This is a genomic window from Prosthecobacter sp. (assembly GCF_044378005.1).
Classification (GTDB): Bacteria; Verrucomicrobiota; Verrucomicrobiia; order Verrucomicrobiales; family Verrucomicrobiaceae; genus Prosthecobacter.
Window position 1 is genome coordinate 26,393 of sequence record NZ_JBILYB010000017.1, and the last position, 21,516, is coordinate 47,908.

Sequence of the window (21,516 nt, forward strand, 5' to 3'; positions counted from 1 at the left end):
TCTCTTTTCAGGGGTGTTGATTCAGCAGCTTATCAAGTGTGGTCAAATCGTCCGCAAAGTTGACGATGCTCGCGAAGAAGATGAGAGCCGGCTCATTCGATCCGCCATTTCGCTTGACGCAACACAGCGAGTTTCCGTTCGGCAGAGGCTTCATACCAAACGGTGAGCAAGGTGCCGTCGGCGAGTTCCACGGTGCTCGGGTAACCGAGATCGCCGCTGGTGCCATCATCGGAGAGGATGAGTTCATCGCTCCACGATTTGCCGTGATCGGTGCTGAGACGCGCACGATTGCCATAGGGGACGCGACGATAACCATAGCTCATCAGCAGTCGATCATCGCGCAGCCGGAGCAAGTGAGACGGGAGCCCATAGCAGACCGCATGGAGTTCGCTCCAGGTCTTGCCACCGTCGGACGATTCCGTTTGCAGTACCCAATATTTGTTCGCTTCGTTATGATTGCGAATGTGAGCGATGATGGTCCCATTGGCCGCCTCGACGGCATGCAGTTCGTGATAGGCGTTCCTGTCGCCCGTGCGGATGGGAATATCAGCAAGCCACTGCCACGTTAGACCGTCGTCTTTGGACTCACAGACTCCGATCTTACGGCTGTCGGTCCAGAGTTGTTTGCCCGCATACAGCAGTCGCCCGTCAGCGAGTTGGATCGGACCATGAGGGCTGTTCACGACCGTGGGAATCCGAGCGGACCATGATCTGCCGCCATCGGTGGACCGAATGATCCACTCGCCCTGGTCGGCCTTACGTTCGGCATCGGTGAACCGCGCATGAACGGCGTTCCATTTGGACCACTGCTCTGGCGGCATCGCTTTGGTCCTCCAACTGTCTGACGTCCACTCGGTGTAGGTGATCTTCTTTTCCAAGTGTGATGCATAGGCCAGCGAGGTGAACGTCGTGACCAACAGAGTCCCTTGAGCCGTCTCCAGCACGCCCGAATCCCGATCGTCTGTAGCGCTGTCGAGCAACACTCGCGGCCAAGTCCAGGTCGAGCCGTCGTCGCGTGAAGTCATCGCCTGCACCTGCCCGAATGGGCAAACATGCGACTCACGGCCACCGGACCACGAAAGCCACAGTTCCCCATTTCGTCGCCGGACAACCGTCGGCCAGCCGTGGTAAAACTCCGGCTGCTGCGAAATGACTTTCGTCTCCAGTATCCTGGCCTTCGGCGTTGCCGCGTGACTGCGGCTCGGGAAGAATGCCGCGCATGACAGGCCTGCTGTCGTCTGCATGAAACGACGACGAGATAGGAATGGATGTGTGCTTGGTTGCATGAGATGACCTTGTTTGAGTCGTTGGCGCAAAAGTCCCATCTGGCTATTTCCGCACGAAGATATTGCCCATCACGGTGGGTTCCCGGAAGTTGGTGCCGCTGGGGGAGAGCATGTAGTGCTCGGTGGTGTTGCCGGCTTTGCGCTGGCGGCAGATGTTGACGCCCCATGGGTAATAAGGCGTGGGGCGGGTGCCGGAGAGGGGTTTGGCGTCGATGCGAACTTCGACGGTCCAACGGTCGGGGTATTTTTTCACCGCGGCCTGTCCGACCCGGTAAAAGGAGGGCAGGTCCTCGACGCGCTCGGTGATGCATTCGTCAAAAATAACGCCGGCGGAGTTGATGCCGATGAAGGGGCGGATTCCGCCTGAGGTCTCCAGCCGGATTTCGACCATGTCATCGCCAAAAATATCCATGGAATCGGGCGCTTTACACGCCTCAACCAAGCGGTTCATCTTCGGCTCGCGACACTCGATGCCGACGATCAAGGCGGAGTTGTCATCGACCCAGCGGAACGCGACCTGGGTGTCCACATGGTGCGGCGATTCGCCGGTCAGCATGTCGCGCAGCGGTTGGAAGGCGTAGCCCTGGGGATCATCGGCCCGCCAGAATGACTTGGCCAGATCGCCATCGATCACGGGTGCCGTCGGGGCGGTTTTGATCTGGAGATTGGGGCCGGTGCGCTTGAGTTTTTCAAACAACAGCTTGAGGGGCTCCATCTCGCCCATGATGCCCGCGATGCGGCGACCATAGATGGACTCCCCGGCCTTGGCTTTGGCACGGCTGAGGATGTCGAAGAAGCGGTCCACATCGGCCGGTTTCAGAAAGCCGCCCGCAGAGGTGATCTGGCGCGGCTCGGGGCGCATCCACACGGTTTCGGCAAATTCAAAGAACTCTTTCATCTCGGCCCGGGCCGGACCGTAGAAGAGTTCGAAATACTCATTCATGGTGGCCTTAAGGTCCAAGTTGCGGTTCCAGCACAGCTTGTTGTGCAAATAGAGCATGAGGTGGCTGATCCATGGCCGGGCCATTATCGGCATGTTCGCGGCTTTTGCGTTGAAGGTGCTCGCCGTCCAGCCGATCTCTGCCGTGAAGCCCAGGGCATGGTCATACAGCCCATCAAAGCTCTGTTTCATCACGGCGGAGAAGATGATCGGGACGGGCGGGAAGTTATAGTTCGGGGCGTGCTGCAGGTAGTATTCCCAAATGAGAAGCTGCTCAGGACTGTTCATGGCGGCGATCCATTCCTGGCGATTGGCCCGTTCGTGGGCGCGCTCCGGCAGGTTCCATCCGGCGGCGGTTTGGGTGAAGCCGATTGTCACATTGTCCGGCAATTTTTTCAGGTGCGAGGGGATCTTGCCCGTGGGTCCGTAGGCGAAGAGGCTGAACTTTTTGTCGGGGAACTTTTTCATCAGGCGACCGCGGACATCCATGTTGAAATCCCATGCATAGTCGCTGTAGCGCCCGGATTGCCCGAGTTCCTTGAACTTGTCCCAACCAGCGGCGACATCGTCACTATCGAGCAAACTCCAGCCATCGGGCTGCCCGATGCCGATGTAGCCGATGCCGGGAAAGTGTTTGTCCACCGCCTCGAGATACGCGGCCGTGTCGGCACGCAGTCGCTCGTTGCTGAGTCGCGGAGTCTTGTAATCGACCTTGCCGCCGACTCTGCCGTAATACTCCTGCGGCTGTAGCTCGGGCGCGATCTCGATGGGACCGCTGATGCTGTGATAAATCGGAACAAAGCGATCCGCCCCAACGCGCATGGCCTTATACCAGAGGAACTCATCGGGAATGGACCAGCCGACACGGCAATCGGCAAACAGGCGCACCGGAAACTCGGGTTCTTCCTTGATGTCCTGAACTTTGACGGCAAGATTCTTGGATTCGGGAATGACCAGGCCCAGTTCCGGGATCGGCGCATACCAGCGCATGCCCATCTGCTCCAGCAGCGCATAGACTCCGTAGAGCGTGCCGGTGCCATCGCCGGTGTGAAAACCAAACTCCTCGCTGAAGTCGCGGTAATCCGTCATGGGAGGAAAGCGCCACCTGTGGCCGGTCAGCTCCTCCCATTTCTTTTGCCACTCATTCCGGGAAACATCCCGGAAGAGCGAGAAGGACTTGGCGAAGTGGTAAAACTGCGGTCCGGCCACGATGACATGGTTGTCCGCAGCGACGATTTTGAAGCCATCGCGCTTCAGTCCTTCGAGAGAAAAGCCCAGCTTTCGCGTGGCATCACTTTCGCCGACATAGACGTGGTTTTTCACGCCGGACGAGGCGGCAGTGACGATCGGCAGCTCCGCCCCGAACATCGCCCGCAGGTGACGCTGTAACTCGCGAGCAGCGGTGCGCACGCTGGGCGTGGCATCGGGTGCCAGCACGATTTCCGTGACCGGTTTGCCCTCGACGACGAGCGGGACTTCGGCAGCGCCGATGACGGCGGTCGTGAATAGGGAGGAGAGGAGAAGTGCAAAAATTTTCATATTCCTTTTAACTTTTTATTGATTCATCTCCGCCAGCCGCTTCTTCACTTCATCGAGCAGGGCGGCTGGAGCGCCGGGCACTTTTGCGGCATTTTCGAAACTTTGCAGCGCCTTGGCTTGGTCGCCCATGTCGCGTTGGACATCTCCGCAGGCCATGAGCGCGGTGCAGATCCAATGCGGATCTTTGTTGGTGTTCTTGTCCAGCTCGGCGAGGTCCACCAGAGCCGCATCATGCCTGCCGAGCGAGGAAAGCAGGCGGGCACGCTCGCTCAACGCCCGCTGCAATCCACCGCCGCTGGGCCGCAGGCGGATCATCTCGGCGTAAGCCTCAAGCGCTTTGCTACCATCCTTCCCGACGCGTTGCGCGTTCTGGGCGATCAGATGCCAGGCGGAGGCCTGATGGTTGAGAGAGATCGTGTTCTTGACCGCCTGCAAGGCAGCACTTTCGGCAGCGCCCATGTCACCGAGGGCGGAGTGAGCGCGGGCGCGGGCCATGAGCGTGGGATAAATCAAACTGTCCGGCCATGTGGCTGCATCGAGCATCTCGGTCGCTTTGAGCAGCTCAGTCCACTTCCTCGCCTCCAGGTAAATCTGGATCTTCGCAAAGAGGGACTCCGGTTTCAGCGGAATCCGGTCCGCCAGCAGCAGCGCCTCGTCGATTTGACGATTGCGAGCGGTGGCCAGGGCCGCCTGCGATAACGCATCACCCTTCTGCTCCGGCTTGGCAGCGGCGTCCGCCAGCTTGACGAAGAAAGCCGCCGCCTCCGCGTGCTTCCCGCTTTGCACCAGTTTGAGTCCCTCCTGCCGCTCAGCAATGAAATGCGGCGCAGCCATGGCGGGCAGCGCAGACAGTGGCCCGAAGAGGAGGGCGGTGAGAGTCGGGCCTAACGAAGATAGTCGACGTGGCTGATCCTGAAACAGCCGGCAAATAGCCCGCCAAGATGATTTCAACGTGATGCGAGTAACGATGAGTGTGCTTTTCATTGGGATGTTTTTAATCAAGGTCGTTCATTCAGCAGCTTATCAAGAGTGGGGCCCATCGCTTCCATCCAGCGGGTATAGCCGGGGCCGGCGACGTGGAGTTTGTCGGGCATTACTTCCTTCGCGATGGTTCCATCGGGCTCGACGAGTTTGTCGCCGACGTCGAGGTAGAAGACCTGCTTTTGGTCGGCCAGCGTAGCGAGCTTGGCGTTGGTCTGGCGGATCGTTTCGTTGATCTCGTCTTTGATCGAGACACCGCGAGGCAGAATGCCCAGCAGCAGGATTTTGCTCTGGGCGGTCTTGCTCTGGATCGCTTGGATCAGCCCGCCGATGTTCGCCGCGATCTCGTCCGGCGTGAACTTGCCAGTGAGGTTGTTGGTGCCGATGAGCAGCACGACGACTTTTGGTGCGGCCTTGTCGAGCGTGCCGTTTTGCACGCGCCAGAGCACGTTTTGAATCCAGTCACCGCCGATGCCGAGATTGATGGGACGATATTTGCCAAACCGCGCCTCCAGCACTTCCTGCGGCCAGCGTGCGGTGATGGAGTCACCGATGAAGACCAGCTCCGGACGAGTCGCCACGACGGATTCGCACTGCGCCTGGTGCTTGGCGGCAAAGGCGGCCAAGATCATGGCATTTGCCCCGAACTGCGGCGCGGAGGCATAGGGCGTCGGGGACAGGATGTTGACCGGCTCCGAAGGCTTCTGGCCAGCCGGACAATCCTCGATGACATAGAAAAGTCTCCCCGCGGTTTTGGGCGAGTTCTCTGCGGGGCCGATGGCGACGTGGATGACGTCCTCCTTTTTCAAGCGCCCGAGGTTGAACTGAAACTCCTTTGCGAAGCGGTCCCTCTTGATGAGCGACTGCGCCTTCAATTGATCATTCACATAGACCTGCAAATCGGTCCCGTAGCTGAGCGGCGTGCGCAAGTTGCCGTGATTGATCCAAACATCGCCCACCGAGTCGGCGCTGAGTTTGTAAGACGCGATGTAACACCGCGCGACGCCCTCCTTGTCCCGCATGGCCGAGACATCGAGGAAACCAATGCCCCGCGAAATGGTGTGGCCCGGCGCATCGGCCAGCAACGCTCCCGACGCATCCCGCACTCCATAAGCCCTCGCCTTTTCATCGTAGCTCAAGGGAGCGTAGCCCGTGGAGTCGCCGAGCTTGCCGCGCGCATTCCATTGAAAACTCCAGCCCGGCGGCGGGATCGGAGCGATGGCGGCGTCTCCATAGACGGCGATGATGTTTTCGGACTCGGGTTTACCGGTCTTCGGAGTCGATGTCTCAGCGTGCAACGAGACTAGCGCTACGAGGAGGAGAGTGGTGAGGGGGCGAGTCATTCGTCGATGCGTTCCGGTTGGCGTCTCACAGGCCTTTCACATCAGCCGCTTTGGCTTTGCCGGTGCCGAAGGGTTTGATGTTGCGCTTGCTCATTATGCCGGTGACGACATCGCCCCAGACCACGTGGCGAGGGCTCTGTTCGGTGTGCAGTGTTTGCAGTTCCTTGAGCTTGCCCTCGATGGCGGCGGCGTCGGGGGGCGTGGCTTGCGTGAGGGCGATGACATCGCGCAGGAGGCGCAGGTGCCGCAGGCCATCACGCAGGAAATGAATGCGTGCCGTGACCTCGGCGTCGTTGGCGGCGAGGTGGACAGCGTTATCGAGAATCGCATCGCCTTTGGCAAGGACGGCGTCGTCATACAACTGCGGCAGCGCCTGCCATGAGCCGAGCAAGGGGTGAGTAGGGTATCCGTATTTGCGGCAGGTGACTTCATACAATCCATTCGCGTCGATGCACACCTCGCCGCCCGCGGCCACGGTGATGGCCAGCTTTGCCGAATAGTCCTGCCAGTAGTCGAGCCAGCGGTGAATGGCGGGTGCAGCCGCGCTGAAAGCGGAAGCGTATTCGCTGATGACATCCTCCACGGTTAGATCAGGCCGTGCACCGAGTCGCGCGATGAGATAATAGTTTGGCCCCTGCGTGGCCCAATAGCCATGCAGGGAATCAAAGCGGAACATGAGCATGCCATTGCTGCGAGCGAACTGCATGAACTCGCCCATCGGTCGCAATGGCAAGTAAGGCGCGGCCGCTCCCGAATGCAGCCAGTTCGGACGCAAGGCCAGGCCGACACCCGCAGCGCTCCACTCCTGCCATTCTTGCCGAGCGGTGTAGCTATGCACAAACTCCAGCGCCAAACCCTTCTCGATGGAGAGGCCCACGGGCGGGTTCCGGTAGGCGGAGTAGGCGAAGCTGCACAGCATGGTCTTCGGCGCGAGTTGGCGCATCTGCCGCAGCAATTCATTGTAAAAAGCCACGTGCCGCGCGGTGAGATTCACCTTGCCGGACCACACATCTTCCGCCGCATGTGATCCGCCGAGATCGAGAGACTGGCATCGCGCACAGGTGCAAAAACCGATGCCATCATTGGGCCCCACATTCCACACCGCAGGCATTCCAGCGGCCTTCCACTCAGAGACGATTTGCTCAATGACGGCCGGATTGCTGGTGCAGAGTTTTACAGCCCTCGTGGAAACCTGAGAGGTGCCAGACGGCGGCACGGCGAAGTAATCTGGATGCTCCGGATGATACTTCTCCCACCAACGGGTGAAGGCATGACCAAACTCAAGCTCGCCGCGGTCGCCGAGCTGATGATGAGCCCACCAGTTGCCCGTCTCTTGAAGCATGCGGTTGACCACAGACTTCGAGGTGCCCGCCTCGGCGCTGTATTTGGGTAGCCCTACCAAAAAACTCCGCTCCACCAAATCAGGTCGAGTCGTGATGTCCAACGGTGGCAGAATGATCGTCGCTTGCTTCGGAACATAGGTTCCGTGCGTTCCCGGCCAAAGCCAGCGCACACCCAGATGGCGATCCAACAGGTGCGACACGGCGAATCGAGTCGCCGAAGAGGCATCGCGCACCAGGGACTTCGTTTTTGCTGTCGCCTTCTCTTCCCTTCCAGCCAGCAGAATCGTCTGACCGCTTGTTTTGATGACATATTCCTCAGCGCGCAACTCCTGCACACGAACCCCCAACTTCTCCGCCAAAGTGCCGCCCCCAATCAGCAATCGCGCCGTGGAGTCTGGAGCCTTCTCGGCCTCTTCGGTCGTCACGATCGGCAGACGCACACCCGATGCCTGCTCGATGTGCCATTGCAGGTCCTGCGCCGCCACGCGCGACACCGCAGGAGCCGCATCACCCGTCACGATGACCGCCCGCGCCGCATTGTCTTTCACCAAAACGGTTCCGCCCGCTTGATCCGCCGAAAACGCCGCCAGCGGGGCAATGGCGAGAGCGGTGAAGAGTGCGAGTGAAGATCTCATGATGGTGGTCAATGAATACACCCGCAGCACCCGCATTTGCGCGAGCTAATCGTGGCCAACAAAGTAAAGTCGTTTACGCTCAGGGTAAAACCACGCCATGAAAACCGACCGCCGCTTTTTCAAAGAACTCCGCTTCCGCCAGCTCCGAGCCCTGGTGGAGCTGTCGCGTCAGAAGACCTTCTCCGCCGTGGCTGCTGCGCTGAAAATGTCCGTCGTCTCCGCATGGCGGCAGGTGCGGGCGCTGGAGGAGGAGTTCGGCGTGCAATTGGTCGATACGCAAGGCCAGCAGGTGGTGCTGACGGAGGACGGACGCCTGCTCGTGGAGATGGCGGAGCCGATGGTCGAGAGCTTCCTGTCGCTGCGCTCGGTCTTCGATGACTGGCAAGGCAAAGCCCCGCGCAAACTCACCGTCGCCGCGCCCGCAGGCGTGCTCAATGACGCGCTGCCCGATCCCGTGACTCGCTATCGCCGCCAGTTCCCCAACGTCGGCCTCCGGCTCATGGAGCGGCCCTCCCGCGGAGCCTTGGCGGCTCTTTTGGCCGGACAGGCCGACATCGCCATCATCGGCATGACCAGCGCCGATGAACTGCCATCGTCACTGAGCCTGCACCGACTCACACGTTATCCTATTCACCTGTTGTGCCCAGCGGACCACGTTTTAGCCACAGCGAAAAAGCTCACGGTCAAACAGATCGCGCAGCATCCGCTCGTGCTCAGCAGCGAGGACACCTCGGACCGCTCGCAGGTCGATCTCACCTTTGCCAATGCGGGCGTGCTCAACCAGCTCAACATCGCCATCAGCGCCTCGCGCGTGCCGATGATCACCAAGTATGTCGCCATGGGCTTCGGAGTCGCCCTGCTGGCCCCCGGTGAAGTGAAGCCCCTGGTGCCCAAGCGCGGACAACCCCAGCTCATTTGGCGCGATGTGAGCCGACTCTTCGGCCACGAAGACCTGGTTCTGCTGCAACGTCAAGGGCGCTTCGAGCTGCCGCATGTGAAGGTGTTTCGGGAGATCGTAGAAAGATCCTTCCAGGTCGTTGAGTCGTAGAGCGACCTTCTCGGTCGCTTGGGTGCGGGCAAGATGCCCGCACTACCAGTTTACGAGGCAGAGGCATCGTTCTACACCACCCGCTCCAGCGCCGCCGCGATCTCGCTCTCGATCACCGACAGCGGATTCAGCAGCGCGAGCGGATCTTCGACCGGCGTGACTTCATTCGTCGTCGGGTCCCAGTTCACCGGCCCGAAACGGCAGGGCTCGGGATTGCCCGTGAGGATGTGCATCCCGGCATCGTCTTTGTCGAAGTGCCAGAACTCGAAGGGGAAGTGAATGAAGCCGTGCTTCTCCATCATGGCGCAAATATTCAGCCGTGTGGCAACATGCTCCGGCGCGACGAACGGTGAGCGCATCGGCGTGCACTCGCTCATTTCGAGATACGGATAGCCGCGCCAGACCTCGGTGCCGTCATCGCGATGGAAGACTGAGATGTCGATGGCCGAGCCGGACATGTGCGCACCGATCTTCGGCATATTCGCCGTGAGAACAATGGCGCGGCGGAACATCATCTCAGGCGTGGGAATCTCGCCGCCGAGTTCCCACATCGTCTTCTTCAAGACAGTATCGAACACCGAAGGCTTGCGCACCAACTGCCGCTGCATGTCCAAAGAACGAAAGCAGTCTTCAATCTTCAAGATCCAGCCACGCTCATTCATCTCGCGCCCAATTGTGACGACATCTTCCACGAGGCTCTTCCGCATGAAGTAAACGCGATCCAGCTCACCCGCGATCTTGCTCGTCGAGAACATCATCTCCACGCCACTGGCAGCCGCCGCGTCGCGCAACGATGCAAACCGTTCGCCACACTCGTTCACTGGGAACGCGATGAGCTTCTCCACGATGGCATATCCCGCCTCCATCTGCTCAGTCCAATACGCACGTCGTGCGGCTTCGTCGTTGGTGGGGGTAGTCATGGTTTGCGATGGGAAGAGTCGGGCTTTCATCAATACAACCTGAGTTGCCTCCTTTTCACGACCTTCCTTGCACCACTAAAGTAAATGCGATTACGCTCAGGCTAATGTGGTCCGCACAGTCCTCTGTGCGCACCACATCGTCAGTCGCTCTACTTTAACGAGTCCAAATACTCCAACAAGTCAGCAGCCTCCTGTGCCGTCATCGATTGCAGCAAGCCTTCGGGCATCATGGAAATGGGCGCGGTGGTGGTTTTGGTGATTTGGGTGTTGGCGATCTTTTCGGTGAGGCCACCGGCCATTTTCAGGGTGAGTTCGGTGTCGCTGCGGGCGGCGATGAAGCCGACTTTGTTATCGCCCGTCTTGAGTTCGAGGGTGGTGAGTTGCCATTGCGGGTCGATGACCTTCGAGGGTGCGATGAGCTGCTCCAGCATGGCGGCGCGGTTCCATTTGGTGCCGATGTGGCTGAGGTCGGGGCCGAAGTCGATGCCGACTCCATTCGCGCGATGACAGGCGATGCAGATGCCTGCGAACGAGGTCTTGCCGCGTGTCGCATCGCCTTTCATGGCAAGCAAAGTGGCGGGTTTGAAGTCGGGGCCGAGGACTTTGCGGCGTTGGGACTCGGGGAGGAATCGATCGAACAAATCGCGACGCAGCGGCTCGGTGAGGGCGCTGCCTTTGGCGATGGCTTGGGCGCGGAGGTCGGCGCTGAGTTTGCCGTCGAGGATGGCGAGGAGCACACTGAGTGCACCGCTGTTGGTGGCGAGGAGCGGGTCGAGTTGCGTGCTGTCGCCTGCTTTGAGTTGAGTGAGGGCTTGGTCTTCGGCTTTGCGTTGGGTGATGGTGGCGGCGGTGAGGTCGCGTGCCTTGTTGCCCATGCTGGCGATCCAATCGCGCACGACAAGCAGGCCGCGATCATCGACAAGGTGGCTTCCGAGGTAAGGCATGTGACCGCGACCCGCAGTAGCCATGCGATAGAGCAGCACACTGCGCGCGGGATCGCCGCTGGCGATGACTCGTGCATCGGGCAGGCCGAGATCGCCTTGCACGGGCTTTGTGTCGATGAGTTTGGCCTCTTTGAGCACCGCATCGATGTTCATGTAACTCGGCACGCCGCCGCCGCTGTTGAAGCGATGACAGACGCTGCAATTGACGTGCAAGTAACTGCGTGCGCGGACCTCCAGGCTGCCCACGGAGCCGTGCGGATCAGCAAAGCGTGGCTCTGCGGGCGTGAGGCCGAGACGCGTGAAGACGTCGAGCTGATCGCCTTGCTCATGCGGCGTCGTGCGGTCGAGTTGGAGAGCGCTGAAGCCTTGCGCGAAATCATTCATGAGCGTGTGGCAGCGGGCACATTCACTGCGGCTGTAAAATCGCCAACGCTGCTGCATCTGGCCACCCGGCGCGGCCTTGTCCTTCACGGTGAAGGTCGCTTCGTCGCCTTGTTTCGGCACGAGTTCGGCGTCGGTTTGATCGGCGTTCCAGCGGTAGCTATAAGTGCCCCAAAGGCTGCCATCGAAGTGCATGATCTGCGTTTCAATGCGGCGGCGAGTGGCGGGATTGCCACGCTCCAGGTCGAGCGAGTAAGTCTTGGCGAGCACAGCGCCCGCAGGGAATCCCCAGCGGCCACGCAGCACCACGCCCTTGGATTCCTCGGCCACAGTGACGCCGATTTGATCAGGAAAGGCAGCCCAGCGTTGCGCGACCGCGTGATCCGCCCAGCGCGGCGCATTGATCCCGTAGGGCAAGACGCCGGGCTCGGGCGATTGCTTGAGCGTGTCGGTAAAGAGTCCGGTTTGACTGAGCTTGCGCGGAAAGTTGGAGTTCTGCCCTGAGCGCGGATTTTTCGCCAGTCGCCACAGGCCGCCACCGCTATGGTCTGCGATGATCAACTCGCCATCGTGACCGATGCCGAAGCCCGCTGGCATGAGCGAGCTGCGTGCGAGTTCGCGATGCTCGGTGACTTTGTCGCCCTCTGTGCGCAGCGACCAGAAGGTGCCCATCTGCCAGTCGCCGTAGAGATACGCGCCCTTCAACTCTGGCAACTTGTCGCCGTGATAGAACTCACCTCCCGTAATGCTCGCGGCCTCTTCGTGCGAGTGCGCGACGAGCGGTGGCAGGATTGGCGATGGGCCACGCACACGATCTGGACGCACGTCTTGTTTGCTGCCCTCGGTGATGCTCCAGCCGTAGTTGCCACCGCGTTGGATGCGATAAATCATCTCCCACAACTCCCAACCGACATCGCCCACAAACAGCTCGCCATTTTTGGGATTGAAGCTCATGCGCCATGGATTGCGCAGTCCATAGGCCCACACTTCACCACGCGCTTTCGGCACCTCGACGAAAGGATTGTCCCTCGGGATGCTGTAAGCGCGATCTGCCTCGGGATGATCGACATCGATGCGCAGCACGCTCGAAAGCAAGTCGCTGATGTCCTGCCCGGTGACGCTCGAATCCGGCGGGTCAGGCTTGGTGCCATCGCCCGTGGAGATGTAGAGCATGCCATCGGGTCCAAAGCGCAGGTTGCCCCCATTGTGACCTCCAGCCCGCCAGGAGATGATCTCTTTCGCGCTGCTGAGATCAAGCTTGGGCGGCGATTCATCGGTGACGCGGAAGCGCACGATGTGTGAGCCGTTTTCGCGAAAATCCTCACCTTTCAAGTCCTGCACGATCCACGTGAAGACGAAGCGATTCTCTTTGAAGCGTGGATGAAACGTGAGTGCAAACGAACGAGCGATCTCGCGATCAAACTCAGCGAGTTCGCCAAAGAGATCCGCTTTGTCGGAGCCAGGAACGAAGGAGAACATCCGCCCCGTTTCCTCCAGCACGATCAACCGATCACTGCCCGGCAACGGCGTGACATCCAGCGGCTTCTTGAAGGTCAGCTCCGGGTAAAGTCGCTCCACGATATAAGGCGGAGGCGGCTCCGGTGTTCCGCGAATGCGCGAAGTGGTCCACGGCACACGCTCCTCTGCGAACGCTGAGACGCAGATGAAAACAAGCCACAGATGGAGAAGAAGGGTGCGGACCACTCCGATCTATTCATTCGCCCTCCTTTCCACTCAAGGTCTGTTTCGTCAGGGCGCTGGGTTTCTCGATTCCGAGGGCGTGTTTCACGTTGGCGTGCCATTGGCGGATCTTGCTGTCGTTGGTGAAAGCGTAGAGGCCTTCGTCGGGGCCGGCCCAGTCGCGGTGGGCGAGGAGCATTTGCTCGCGTTGCTCTCCAAGGTCATAGGTTCGCTTGAGCAAGGCATCGCGTGCGGCGGGATCATCGCGAGTAGCTTTCACAGATGAAGAGAACTCCATCTTCACGCCGAGTTCGGTGAGTTGCTTGTAGTTCGCAAGCAGTTGGAGCATGAGCTTTGTGTAGTCATGGCCGAAGCGGTGGAACTTCACGCGGTTGGCGTATTCGCCTGCGGGCGCTTTGGCTTCAGCGGCTTGCAGATGCTTTTCAGCTTCTTCGATGGCCTCGCTGGGGATGAGTTTGCCCCAGGCAGCGATGACATTGGCGTAGGCGATGCCGGTGGCGTCCACAATGCGGTCGCGCTCGGGCCAATGGGTGTCGAGCGCGTGACTGTAGGCTCCGAAGAAGGCTTCCATCTCCTTGGCAACGGGTCCGTAGGCGGATTGGTAGAAATCGGGCATCACCTTCGTGGTGTCACGTTTCGGGTCCCACATCATGTGTGTGATCGCCCAGTAGTTCGGGGCCATGGTGGCGAAGGATTTGCTACCTTCGCCATACGCGGCGACGAAACCGAGATGGCTCGCTTCGGCGAGGTTCGCGATGATTTGTCGATCATGGATGAAGGCCATGTCGTGGTAGTAGTGATTACCCCAGCCCTCACGCACGACCATCTTGGCACCGAGCTTTTGCCAGCCTGAGACGGACTCGCGCCACTCACGCTGATTGTCGGGATCGCGATGCGCGGCGCTTTGATAGACGAACGAGAGATACAGGTTCGGCTCCAGTTTGGTGATCTTCACAGGCGGCTTGTTGTAGAAAGTGTAAGCGAACATGCCGCAACTCTTCGCCGGGTTTTTTTCGCGCACGCGGCGGGCGATCTCGTTCGCATAGGTGAAGATGCGGTCGCTGAGCTGGACGTGCTTGTTGTCATACGCGAGCACGCCGGGCACATCGAGTGCCTGGCAGCGTTCGCATTCACAGAATCCACCGCCGTCACTCGGTGAGATGTTCATGATGTCTTGCTTGCCCGCCAGCACATAGTCCACCATGCGGGCGATGACATCGGGATGCGTGGTGCACATTTGCGGCGGCCTGCGCCCGCCATTGATGAGCGCGAACCATTCCGGGTGCTGCTTGAAGGTTTCGCCTTTGCGCAAATCAAACGCGACCTCCCAGCTGTGCCCAAACACCGCCGACTTCACCCAACCAAGCCGCGCACGACGTGCCCAACGCTTGGCGGCATCGGTAAATACCTTGGTGTGATAAATGCTCGAGTAACCGAGCTGCACGGAGCGAATCTCAAACTCTGGCAAGCGCCGCTCATCAAGCCCCGGCACCTGCGCATCGGCATTCACAGGCACATGCTCACCAAACTCACCCGGCCAAAACCAGCGCACGCCGAGATGATCCTCCAACAAGGTATAGACCGCCAACATGCTGCCCGCCGCCGTGCTGATGGACCACGGATCACCAACCGCATCATCACCCGCCAGCACGAGACCACGCGGCACCGAGCGCAGCATCCATTCCTCCGTTTTCCAAGGCTTCGGTGAGGCTCCGAGGGCATTCTCCGCAGCACCATCGCCCACGAAGAACGACAAGCCCGGAGCATCAGCGGCAAGCTTGCTCGTTTTGATCACTTCAAACTTCCGCGCTGCGATCTTGCCAACATACAGTGCCAGTTCGTACGCTGCGGCCCGCTGCACTGCGTTTGCATCATCAGCGATGACGATGCGCTGGAAGTCAGTGAGCTTCTGAGCAGCAAGTAACTGCGCCGTCATGCTGAGCCACAGAAGAAGAGGTGAGAGTCGGATCATAGGAGAGATGTTAATGTGAATCCGTGGGAGGGTAGTGTTGTCGCTACTTCCGCCGCACAGCCACAGCTTCGACTTCGTATTTCAAATCGGGCGGGAGGCAGTCGGTGATGGTGGTTCGGGCGGGCGCGGGGTGGGGGAAATATTCGCGGTAGAGTTGATTGTAGAGCGGCAGGTCGGCGGGATCGCGGACGTAGTTCCGCGTCTGCACCACATGCGCGAGATCGCTGCCAGCGGCCTCCAGCACGAGGCGCACGTTTTCGATGCTGCGGCGGAACTCGCCTTCAAAGGTGTCGGTGATGATGTTGCCTTCCTTGTCCACCGATGCTTGGCCGGAGACGAAGATGAGATCACCAACAACGACGCAAGGACTGAAGGGCAAGTGCGACGTGGGCGTGTCGGGGAGTTGTGGGTAGGAGACGAGTGGGTTTGTCATGAGGAGTAGCATAGGCTTTCTAGGCTGTGGTTGGAGTGATGTGGGCACAGGCTAGAAAGCCTATGCTACGCTATGGGGCGGCGAAAGCCTTGTCGGGTGATTCATAGGTTGCTTGCAAGCCTTTCAAATACACTTCGGTGCGTGGGACGGTGATCATTTTGTTCAGATACAAGACCTTCTCTGGCAGTTCGATGATGAGCTTGGTGAAGGTGAGCGGATACTTTACCACGCCATCGCCAGTGGACTTCCAATTGCAGTTTGCAGGCCAGTGATAGCCTTCGCCGTCGTATTGACCGGGGAGCGGAAACTTCAGGTAACGCCAGCCTTCAAAGTTGATGCGACTGCGCTGCCAGACGTCGTTGGTGTTCCAATCGCTGACCTTCATCGTCTTCATCGCGGCAAGTTCCTTCTCGCTCATCCAATCGGCCATCCAACGCGTGGCCTCGCCCTTCATCGCGGCACCGATGCTGGTCCAGCGCTGACCGCTGGCGTCGGTGAGCTCGAAGATGATTCGACCCCAGCCGCCGTTGCCGTTCACCATGAGGCCGATCTCGGTGGGCTTGCCGGGGAGTTCGATGGGGTTCTTTAAGCTCAGCACCGAATACATCGGCAAGTGCGGTGAACCCGCGACGGGCAGCTTCGGCTTCACGCTGAGGACTTGCTTCTCGCCTTCAAACTCAGCCACCTCCGCGAACTCAAAGTTCCCTTTGCGGCGTGGACACTCGAAGTTGAACCATTCGAGTTCAGTGTTCGGCGCGGGCTCGATTTGCCAGTCGGTGAGCTTGGCGAGATTGGAGATCGGGGTGGCTTTAACTTTCGGTCTGCTTTCGTGAAGACTTTTGATGACGCCAAGTTTGGTGATTGGATCGTGGCTATTGATGAAAATTGGATCAGGCGAAAGTTCGATCATCGCGGCCCCCAAATCGATCATGAATCCAACTTCATTGGACATAACGTCGGTCACCGAATTAATCGAACGACAGGTGACACCAGCCTTTCCCCTCAACGTCCAAGCCACCGTGACAAAACCACCTTCCCTCTTCGCAAACTCCACCGCATAGACCACCGGCGAACCCGTGTCGATGATGCGGCTAAACTTGGCACCATCGAGTTGCCGCGTGAGCGTTGCCATCGCGACATACGAGGGTTTGGGCGAAAGTTCAGGCTTGGCAAAGCAGAGACCGCAGGAGCCCCAGTTGCTGAACTGATAGGAGTTGCCCACATCACAGATGCACGATGGACGAATGACCGGAATGCCCCACACAAGCGAGTGAATCATGTGCCGCACGTAGTAGCTGGCTTGCGTCTTGAGCGAGAGATTGCCGGGGTTCGTGCTGGGGTAGCAGACCTCGTAGCATTGGGTGATGGGCTTGTCCTTATAGCCGTAGTGATCGAGGATTTGGCGATCCATCCAGAGGCTGGCGTTGTTTGCCACGAAGTCGAGCGGCTGCGTCTCCGGCATGCGCATGAAACTGCCCGCTTCGTTGCCGCGTGAGTCGAACAACTCGGTCGGGAACTTGTGCCGCGCGAACTCCTCCATGAGATGCGGATTGCCATTGCCAAAGGCCAGTTTGGCCTGCGGGGACTGCGCTCGCGTGGCCTTGGCGGTGTCGAGTGCTTCCTTCCACATCGCATCAAACTTCGTCTGCTCCGTGGCATCCATTTTATAGGCCGGGCGACCAGTGAAAACATCCGGTGTGCGGATGATGTGTGGGCCGCTGATGGCGTGCTCGTGAAAAATGAGCACCTTCTGCGGCATCAGCGGGTCATCGGCTGTCTTCTTTGCGAGCAGGTCCGCGCTCTTGGGCTCGTGGCCGTTCAGCACGCCGTATTTCTTCCGCGCATCGGCGCTGTAGTTGAACATACCATAGCGCAGGCCCGCCTTCACATAGAGCGGTCCGACCACATCGGGATCGCTCGGCGTGAAATGTGCGCCACCGAAGTCCCAGGTGCCAAAAGGCGACTCATCGCGATGCTTGCGTGTATCGGGCGGAAGCATGGCGAAGGTCGTCTCACGCCGCAGCACCTCCGTGCGGCTATTCATGAGCCGGATGCGCACTTCGTGATAGCCACGACGCTTCACTGGCAGCGTGATGTCTTTGCGCACCTGCACACCCACCACCATCTCAAACTCCTCGGTGGTCGCCGTGACCGTCTCGCCATCGAAAGCGGTCGCCGTGGCTTCGAGCGTCAGTTTGTTATTCACTCGCCCCACTCCGCGGAGATCGACATGAAACGTGGCCTTTTGCGGCTCCACAAACACATGGCCGACTTCATCACTCGTCACCTTCATCTGCACCGGCGAGCGTGCGAAGGTCATGCCAAACACATGCACACCACTCGGCGGACCGATGGGCCGGTAATTGAACCGACAGGGATCAGGCGCACGCACCGCCAATTGCAGTTCCTTTGTCACCTCCACATCCAGCGCCCATTCATCCGTGAAATCCTGTGCCATGGCCAAACCCAGCGGCACTTTGATCAAGAACACATTCCCCGCCGGTGTCGCGATGACCGTGCTGATCCCTGGAGCCTTGGCTTCATCGAAGCGCGGCACTTTGACCGAGAAATCATGCAACGTCAGCCGCCGCGCTCCATCCATCGCGCCGATGCGAAAGCTCACCACATTCGACAGCGCACGATCATTGTCGCAAGCCGCCAACAAATACACCGCGCTGTAATCCGCGACCGGCACCTTGAACATCGGCCGCTGCGGATCGCCTGCCACTGCAGGTCCCTTGTCATAGTCCGCGTAATACTTGCTCGGGTCCTCCTTCCAGTCAGGCCATGCCGCTGATTTCAAAAAGAAGTTATCCGCGCCTGCCTTCGTCACGAGATCAAACGGCACATTTGCGACCGTGACATGCGATTCGGTAAATCCAGCACCCGATTTGTCACTCGCATAGCCATCCACGCTCACCGGCACATAAAGCCCCGACGCAGGCGCTTCACCTTTGCGCGGTTGTAGCGGGTCAGCTGCTTGCAGGAACGCGCAGATGAAGAGTGAGCCGATGATGATGTGAAAGAGTTTCATGGGAACAGCAGCTTCACGAAGTCATTGTTATCGAGCGGCAGCGACAACTCGACGGTCGTGGGTGTTGTTTGCTTGAAGGCGATCTCGCCATGAGTCGCTGACTCAGCTTTGGCAATTGTGCGTGGCACATTGATCGTGAGCGTGAGCTTCTGGATCGGCTCCAGCGTGTAGTTGGCGAGCGGGATGACGATTCCCTTCTCATGCGGCATAAAGACGGCATCAACGAGGGCGTGATCGCAGAGGATCGGCTTCGTGATTTTCGCCGTGGGCGTGAGGATGAGGTCGCGCAGGTCGGAGGGGAACTTCCACGGGTTGTAGCTGCGCTCGATGAGTTTGGAATCATGCTGCTCGTCTGCGGTGAGGGTGGTTTTGTCATCGATCTTCTTTTGCAGGGCCGCGCGGGCATCGAGAGCGGACTTGATGTAGCTCAAGGCAGGCAAGAAACCGCAGCAGGTGATCTGTCCTTGGCCTACACTGCCGCGCACCATCGCTGCGCTGCCGTCTTTGAACTTGGCGATCGTGGTGGAGCCAGCTGTGGCAGTCAGTGGCTGCTTGATCGCGAGCACAGACGCCTTGCCGCCTTCCCATTGAACTTCGTCTTTGGCTGCGAGGGTGTTCAAGTAGCGCCCCGATGCTACAAAGGCCTGCAAGGGCACCACTTCACTCCGAGTGGCGGGCAAAATGTCGTCCAGCACGTGCAGAGGGCGATTGAACTCATCGCGCGATGCGGCACCGGCAGTGAGCCAGAGCGTGCCGCCGTTTTTCACCCACTGTTTTAGCTTCGTGGCGGCGGCGAGGGTGAGATTGGGGCCACTGAGGTAGCAGACGCGGTAGGCATCGAGTATGTCACGCTCCGCTTGTTGCTCGGATACGATGTCCACGGGCATTTGCGCGTGAGAGAGCGCCATCCAGGTGTGCATGCGGTCAAAGCCATACGCGTTGGTTTCCTCCACCGTCCACACGTCACTCGCGGTGCTGTAGAGCAGCGCGACCTTGGCGGGCGCTGGCATGGCACCGAGCACGATGTCCTCCACCGCACCGATTTCTCGCGTGATCGCTGCATTGGCGGTCCAGGTCTCGGGCTTGCCCTGCCACACATGTGAGCGCCAATACGGCCCGCCTTCGTGCGTGGCCCAGGTCGGTCCGTAGCTGAAATTGTTGAAGATTTTCACACCTCGAGCCACTTCGCTCGTCGCCTTCAATTTAATGTCCCAGGCCTTGCGATTCGCGTGAGAGACGAGGTGATGCGCGATGAGTTGTCCGCGCTCGCGTGTGGCCGCACGCATGAGGTCGATGTTGAAAGAGGCGCATTGATACGATGACGAGCCGTTCGCCCAATCCTCGCCCCAGATGGCGTTTTGATCCGGTGAATCGAGAAGCTCGAAGTAATCCACGCCCTGGATATAAAAGTTGGCACCATACACAGCACCATCGCTAAAATTGGCCAACACAGGAAAGTCGCCGCCATAGATCTCCTTCGCCATCGTGCCCTGCGTGGCCATAAAATCGCCCAAAGCCCGCGTGCGGAAGCGCTGCGAGTAATAGTAGAGCGCTGGCGACTCGGCACGTTGCTCACGCGTGACGATCTTCACGGCGTCCCAGTCCTTCACCAGCAGATCCGCAGGCGTTTTGCCCAATTTCTTCAGCCACGCTCGAAACGGCTCCGCGTAGGATGGCTCCTTTGAGATGAAATCGAGCGCTTGACCCGTGGGTTCATCCGTCAGCTCGCAAAAGACGATGTCTTCGACCTTGCCGCCCTCTTTTTTGAATCCTGCCGCCGCTTGCTGAAGCTTGGCGCGCATCTTCTCGACATCAGGGTTACAGAACGACTTGTCCTTCATCAACCACGCACCACCGATGTGCCGCAGATGGCTCGAGGTAAAGCCGAAGTAGTCGAGCGTCTTCTGCTCGCGTGCTCTCACCGCCTCACTGGGCGGCGTGAAACTATTGTCGATGCTGGCGCTCACGAAGAAGGGAAACTTAGACAATAGCTTGCCGTGAGTCGGCCACGCATGAGCATCGGCCAGTTTTCCCGTGGCCTCGGCGATCTCGGCATCCGTTTTCATCAAGGCCAGATTCTCCGCCGTAAGCAGATTCGGCGGCATGAAGATGCCCACGGTGCCGGGTTTGTTATCAAACTTCATCGTGCGCACGATGGCCTTCTCTTCCGGTGCGGTGGCAAACTCGAACGTAGCCCGCAAACGCTCCGCATACTCAGTGTAGGCATGTCGCGCCGTGATGTGCAGCATCGCGCCGGAATCCTGGTAGATTGTTGGCGTGAGGTTGCACCACGCCGTGCTCTCACCGGACTTCAGAAGGTCTTGCTTTTTGACGGTCACACTCGCCACCGCACCTGAGCGACCCAGCGAGTAATGATCATACCACGGCGCATGAAAGTGATCCGCGAAAATGTGAATGTAAGCTGGTTTCTCGTAGCCATCGCCCAACGTGACCCGCACAAACGTCTGCGCGCCAAAGTGCAGGTGATTGGGCACCAGTTTTCCATCCATGGTGAGAAGCAGGCAATCAATCTGCCGTGACGCACCGCCTGAGTTGAGGTTCTGGTGCTTGCCAAGCTTCAACGTCACCTCGCCCTCCGGCAAATCGAGTTCAAAGGACTTCCACACTGGATCTGGCTTCGTGCGCTGGCCTGCAAATTCCGTATCGAACAGCGCATCACCCAGCACACGGTCTCCAGTCATCGCCGTGACATGAAACGGCCCACGCCACTTCGGATGACTGCTGTAGCGCACCCACAAATGATAATGCCCCGCGTCCTTGATGCTCACCGTCGTCGTCGCGATGCCATCCTTCGCACCGCCAGCACCACCGAGCATCGCCAGCCCCGAAGCCGCCTTCGCCTCCGCTCCTTCAATAATTGTCCATCCTCCCGTTGTTTTGAATGACTCCGCTTCGATGAAGACTTCACCCGCTGAAACGATGGTCGAGAACAACAGTGCCAAAGAGATCGAAGCGCGGAGTTTTGAGGTCATGGGTAGAGTGGTTGGGCCTTATC

Annotated in this window: 12 protein-coding genes; 1 reads left to right on the forward strand and 11 read right to left on the reverse strand. The window is 59.3% G+C overall.

Annotated elements, in window-relative coordinates; translation table 11 throughout:
• Window positions 1–92: 92 nt before the first annotated feature.
• From AC6FTP_RS05770 to AC6FTP_RS05790, 5 genes are all read right to left on the reverse strand, one after another.
• Window positions 93–1,244 (reverse strand): sialidase family protein, encoded by a 1,152-nt coding sequence (locus AC6FTP_RS05770; protein WP_497205951.1) that lies wholly within the window; start codon window positions 1,242–1,244, stop codon window positions 93–95.
• An 85-nt stretch (window positions 1,245–1,329) separates the two neighbouring features.
• Window positions 1,330–3,765, reverse strand: a complete 2,436-nt coding sequence (locus AC6FTP_RS05775) for a DUF4838 domain-containing protein (RefSeq protein WP_497205952.1) — start codon at window positions 3,763–3,765, stop codon at window positions 1,330–1,332.
• 15 nt (window positions 3,766–3,780) lie between these two features.
• A complete protein-coding gene (locus AC6FTP_RS05780; protein ID WP_497205953.1) occupies window positions 3,781–4,599 on the reverse strand; it encodes a hypothetical protein in 819 nt (272 codons plus the stop codon).
• 164 nt (window positions 4,600–4,763) lie between these two features.
• Entirely contained in the window at window positions 4,764–6,089 is a 1,326-nt protein-coding gene (locus AC6FTP_RS05785; protein WP_497205954.1) for a GDSL-type esterase/lipase family protein, read from the reverse strand.
• 25 nt (window positions 6,090–6,114) lie between these two features.
• Window positions 6,115–8,067, reverse strand: coding sequence for a DUF4838 domain-containing protein (locus tag AC6FTP_RS05790; RefSeq protein ID WP_497205955.1), 1,953 nt, complete (start codon window positions 8,065–8,067; stop codon window positions 6,115–6,117).
• A 97-nt stretch (window positions 8,068–8,164) separates the two neighbouring features.
• Between AC6FTP_RS05790 and AC6FTP_RS05795 the strand changes: the two genes are divergently transcribed.
• Window positions 8,165–9,115: a LysR family transcriptional regulator gene (locus AC6FTP_RS05795; protein WP_497205956.1), complete on the forward strand. Its 951-nt coding sequence runs from the start codon at window positions 8,165–8,167 to the stop codon at window positions 9,113–9,115.
• Between the two features lie 71 nt (window positions 9,116–9,186).
• On the opposite strand, the gene AC6FTP_RS05800 is transcribed toward AC6FTP_RS05795, so the two are convergent.
• The 6 genes from AC6FTP_RS05800 to AC6FTP_RS05825 form a co-directional block, all read right to left on the reverse strand.
• The gene (locus AC6FTP_RS05800) at window positions 9,187–10,035 is read right to left on the reverse strand and encodes a M15 family metallopeptidase (protein WP_497205957.1); all 849 of its coding nucleotides are present in this window, start codon (window positions 10,033–10,035) and stop codon (window positions 9,187–9,189) included.
• A gap of 149 nt (window positions 10,036–10,184) precedes the next feature.
• Entirely contained in the window at window positions 10,185–13,064 is a 2,880-nt protein-coding gene (locus AC6FTP_RS05805) for a PQQ-dependent sugar dehydrogenase (RefSeq protein WP_497205958.1), read from the reverse strand.
• 10 nt (window positions 13,065–13,074) lie between these two features.
• Complete coding sequence (locus tag AC6FTP_RS05810) at window positions 13,075–15,033, reverse strand: DUF4838 domain-containing protein (protein ID WP_497205959.1); 1,959 nt, start codon at window positions 15,031–15,033, stop codon at window positions 13,075–13,077.
• A 43-nt stretch (window positions 15,034–15,076) separates the two neighbouring features.
• Window positions 15,077–15,466, reverse strand: coding sequence for a RidA family protein (locus AC6FTP_RS05815; RefSeq protein WP_497205960.1), 390 nt, complete (start codon window positions 15,464–15,466; stop codon window positions 15,077–15,079).
• Between the two features lie 70 nt (window positions 15,467–15,536).
• The gene (locus AC6FTP_RS05820; protein ID WP_497205961.1) at window positions 15,537–18,500 is read right to left on the reverse strand and encodes a hypothetical protein; all 2,964 of its coding nucleotides are present in this window, start codon (window positions 18,498–18,500) and stop codon (window positions 15,537–15,539) included.
• A complete protein-coding gene (locus AC6FTP_RS05825) occupies window positions 18,497–21,493 on the reverse strand; it encodes a beta-galactosidase trimerization domain-containing protein (protein ID WP_497205962.1) in 2,997 nt (998 codons plus the stop codon). Before AC6FTP_RS05825 ends, AC6FTP_RS05820 begins: the two co-directional genes overlap by 4 nt.
• Between the last annotated feature and the right edge of the window lie 23 nt (window positions 21,494–21,516).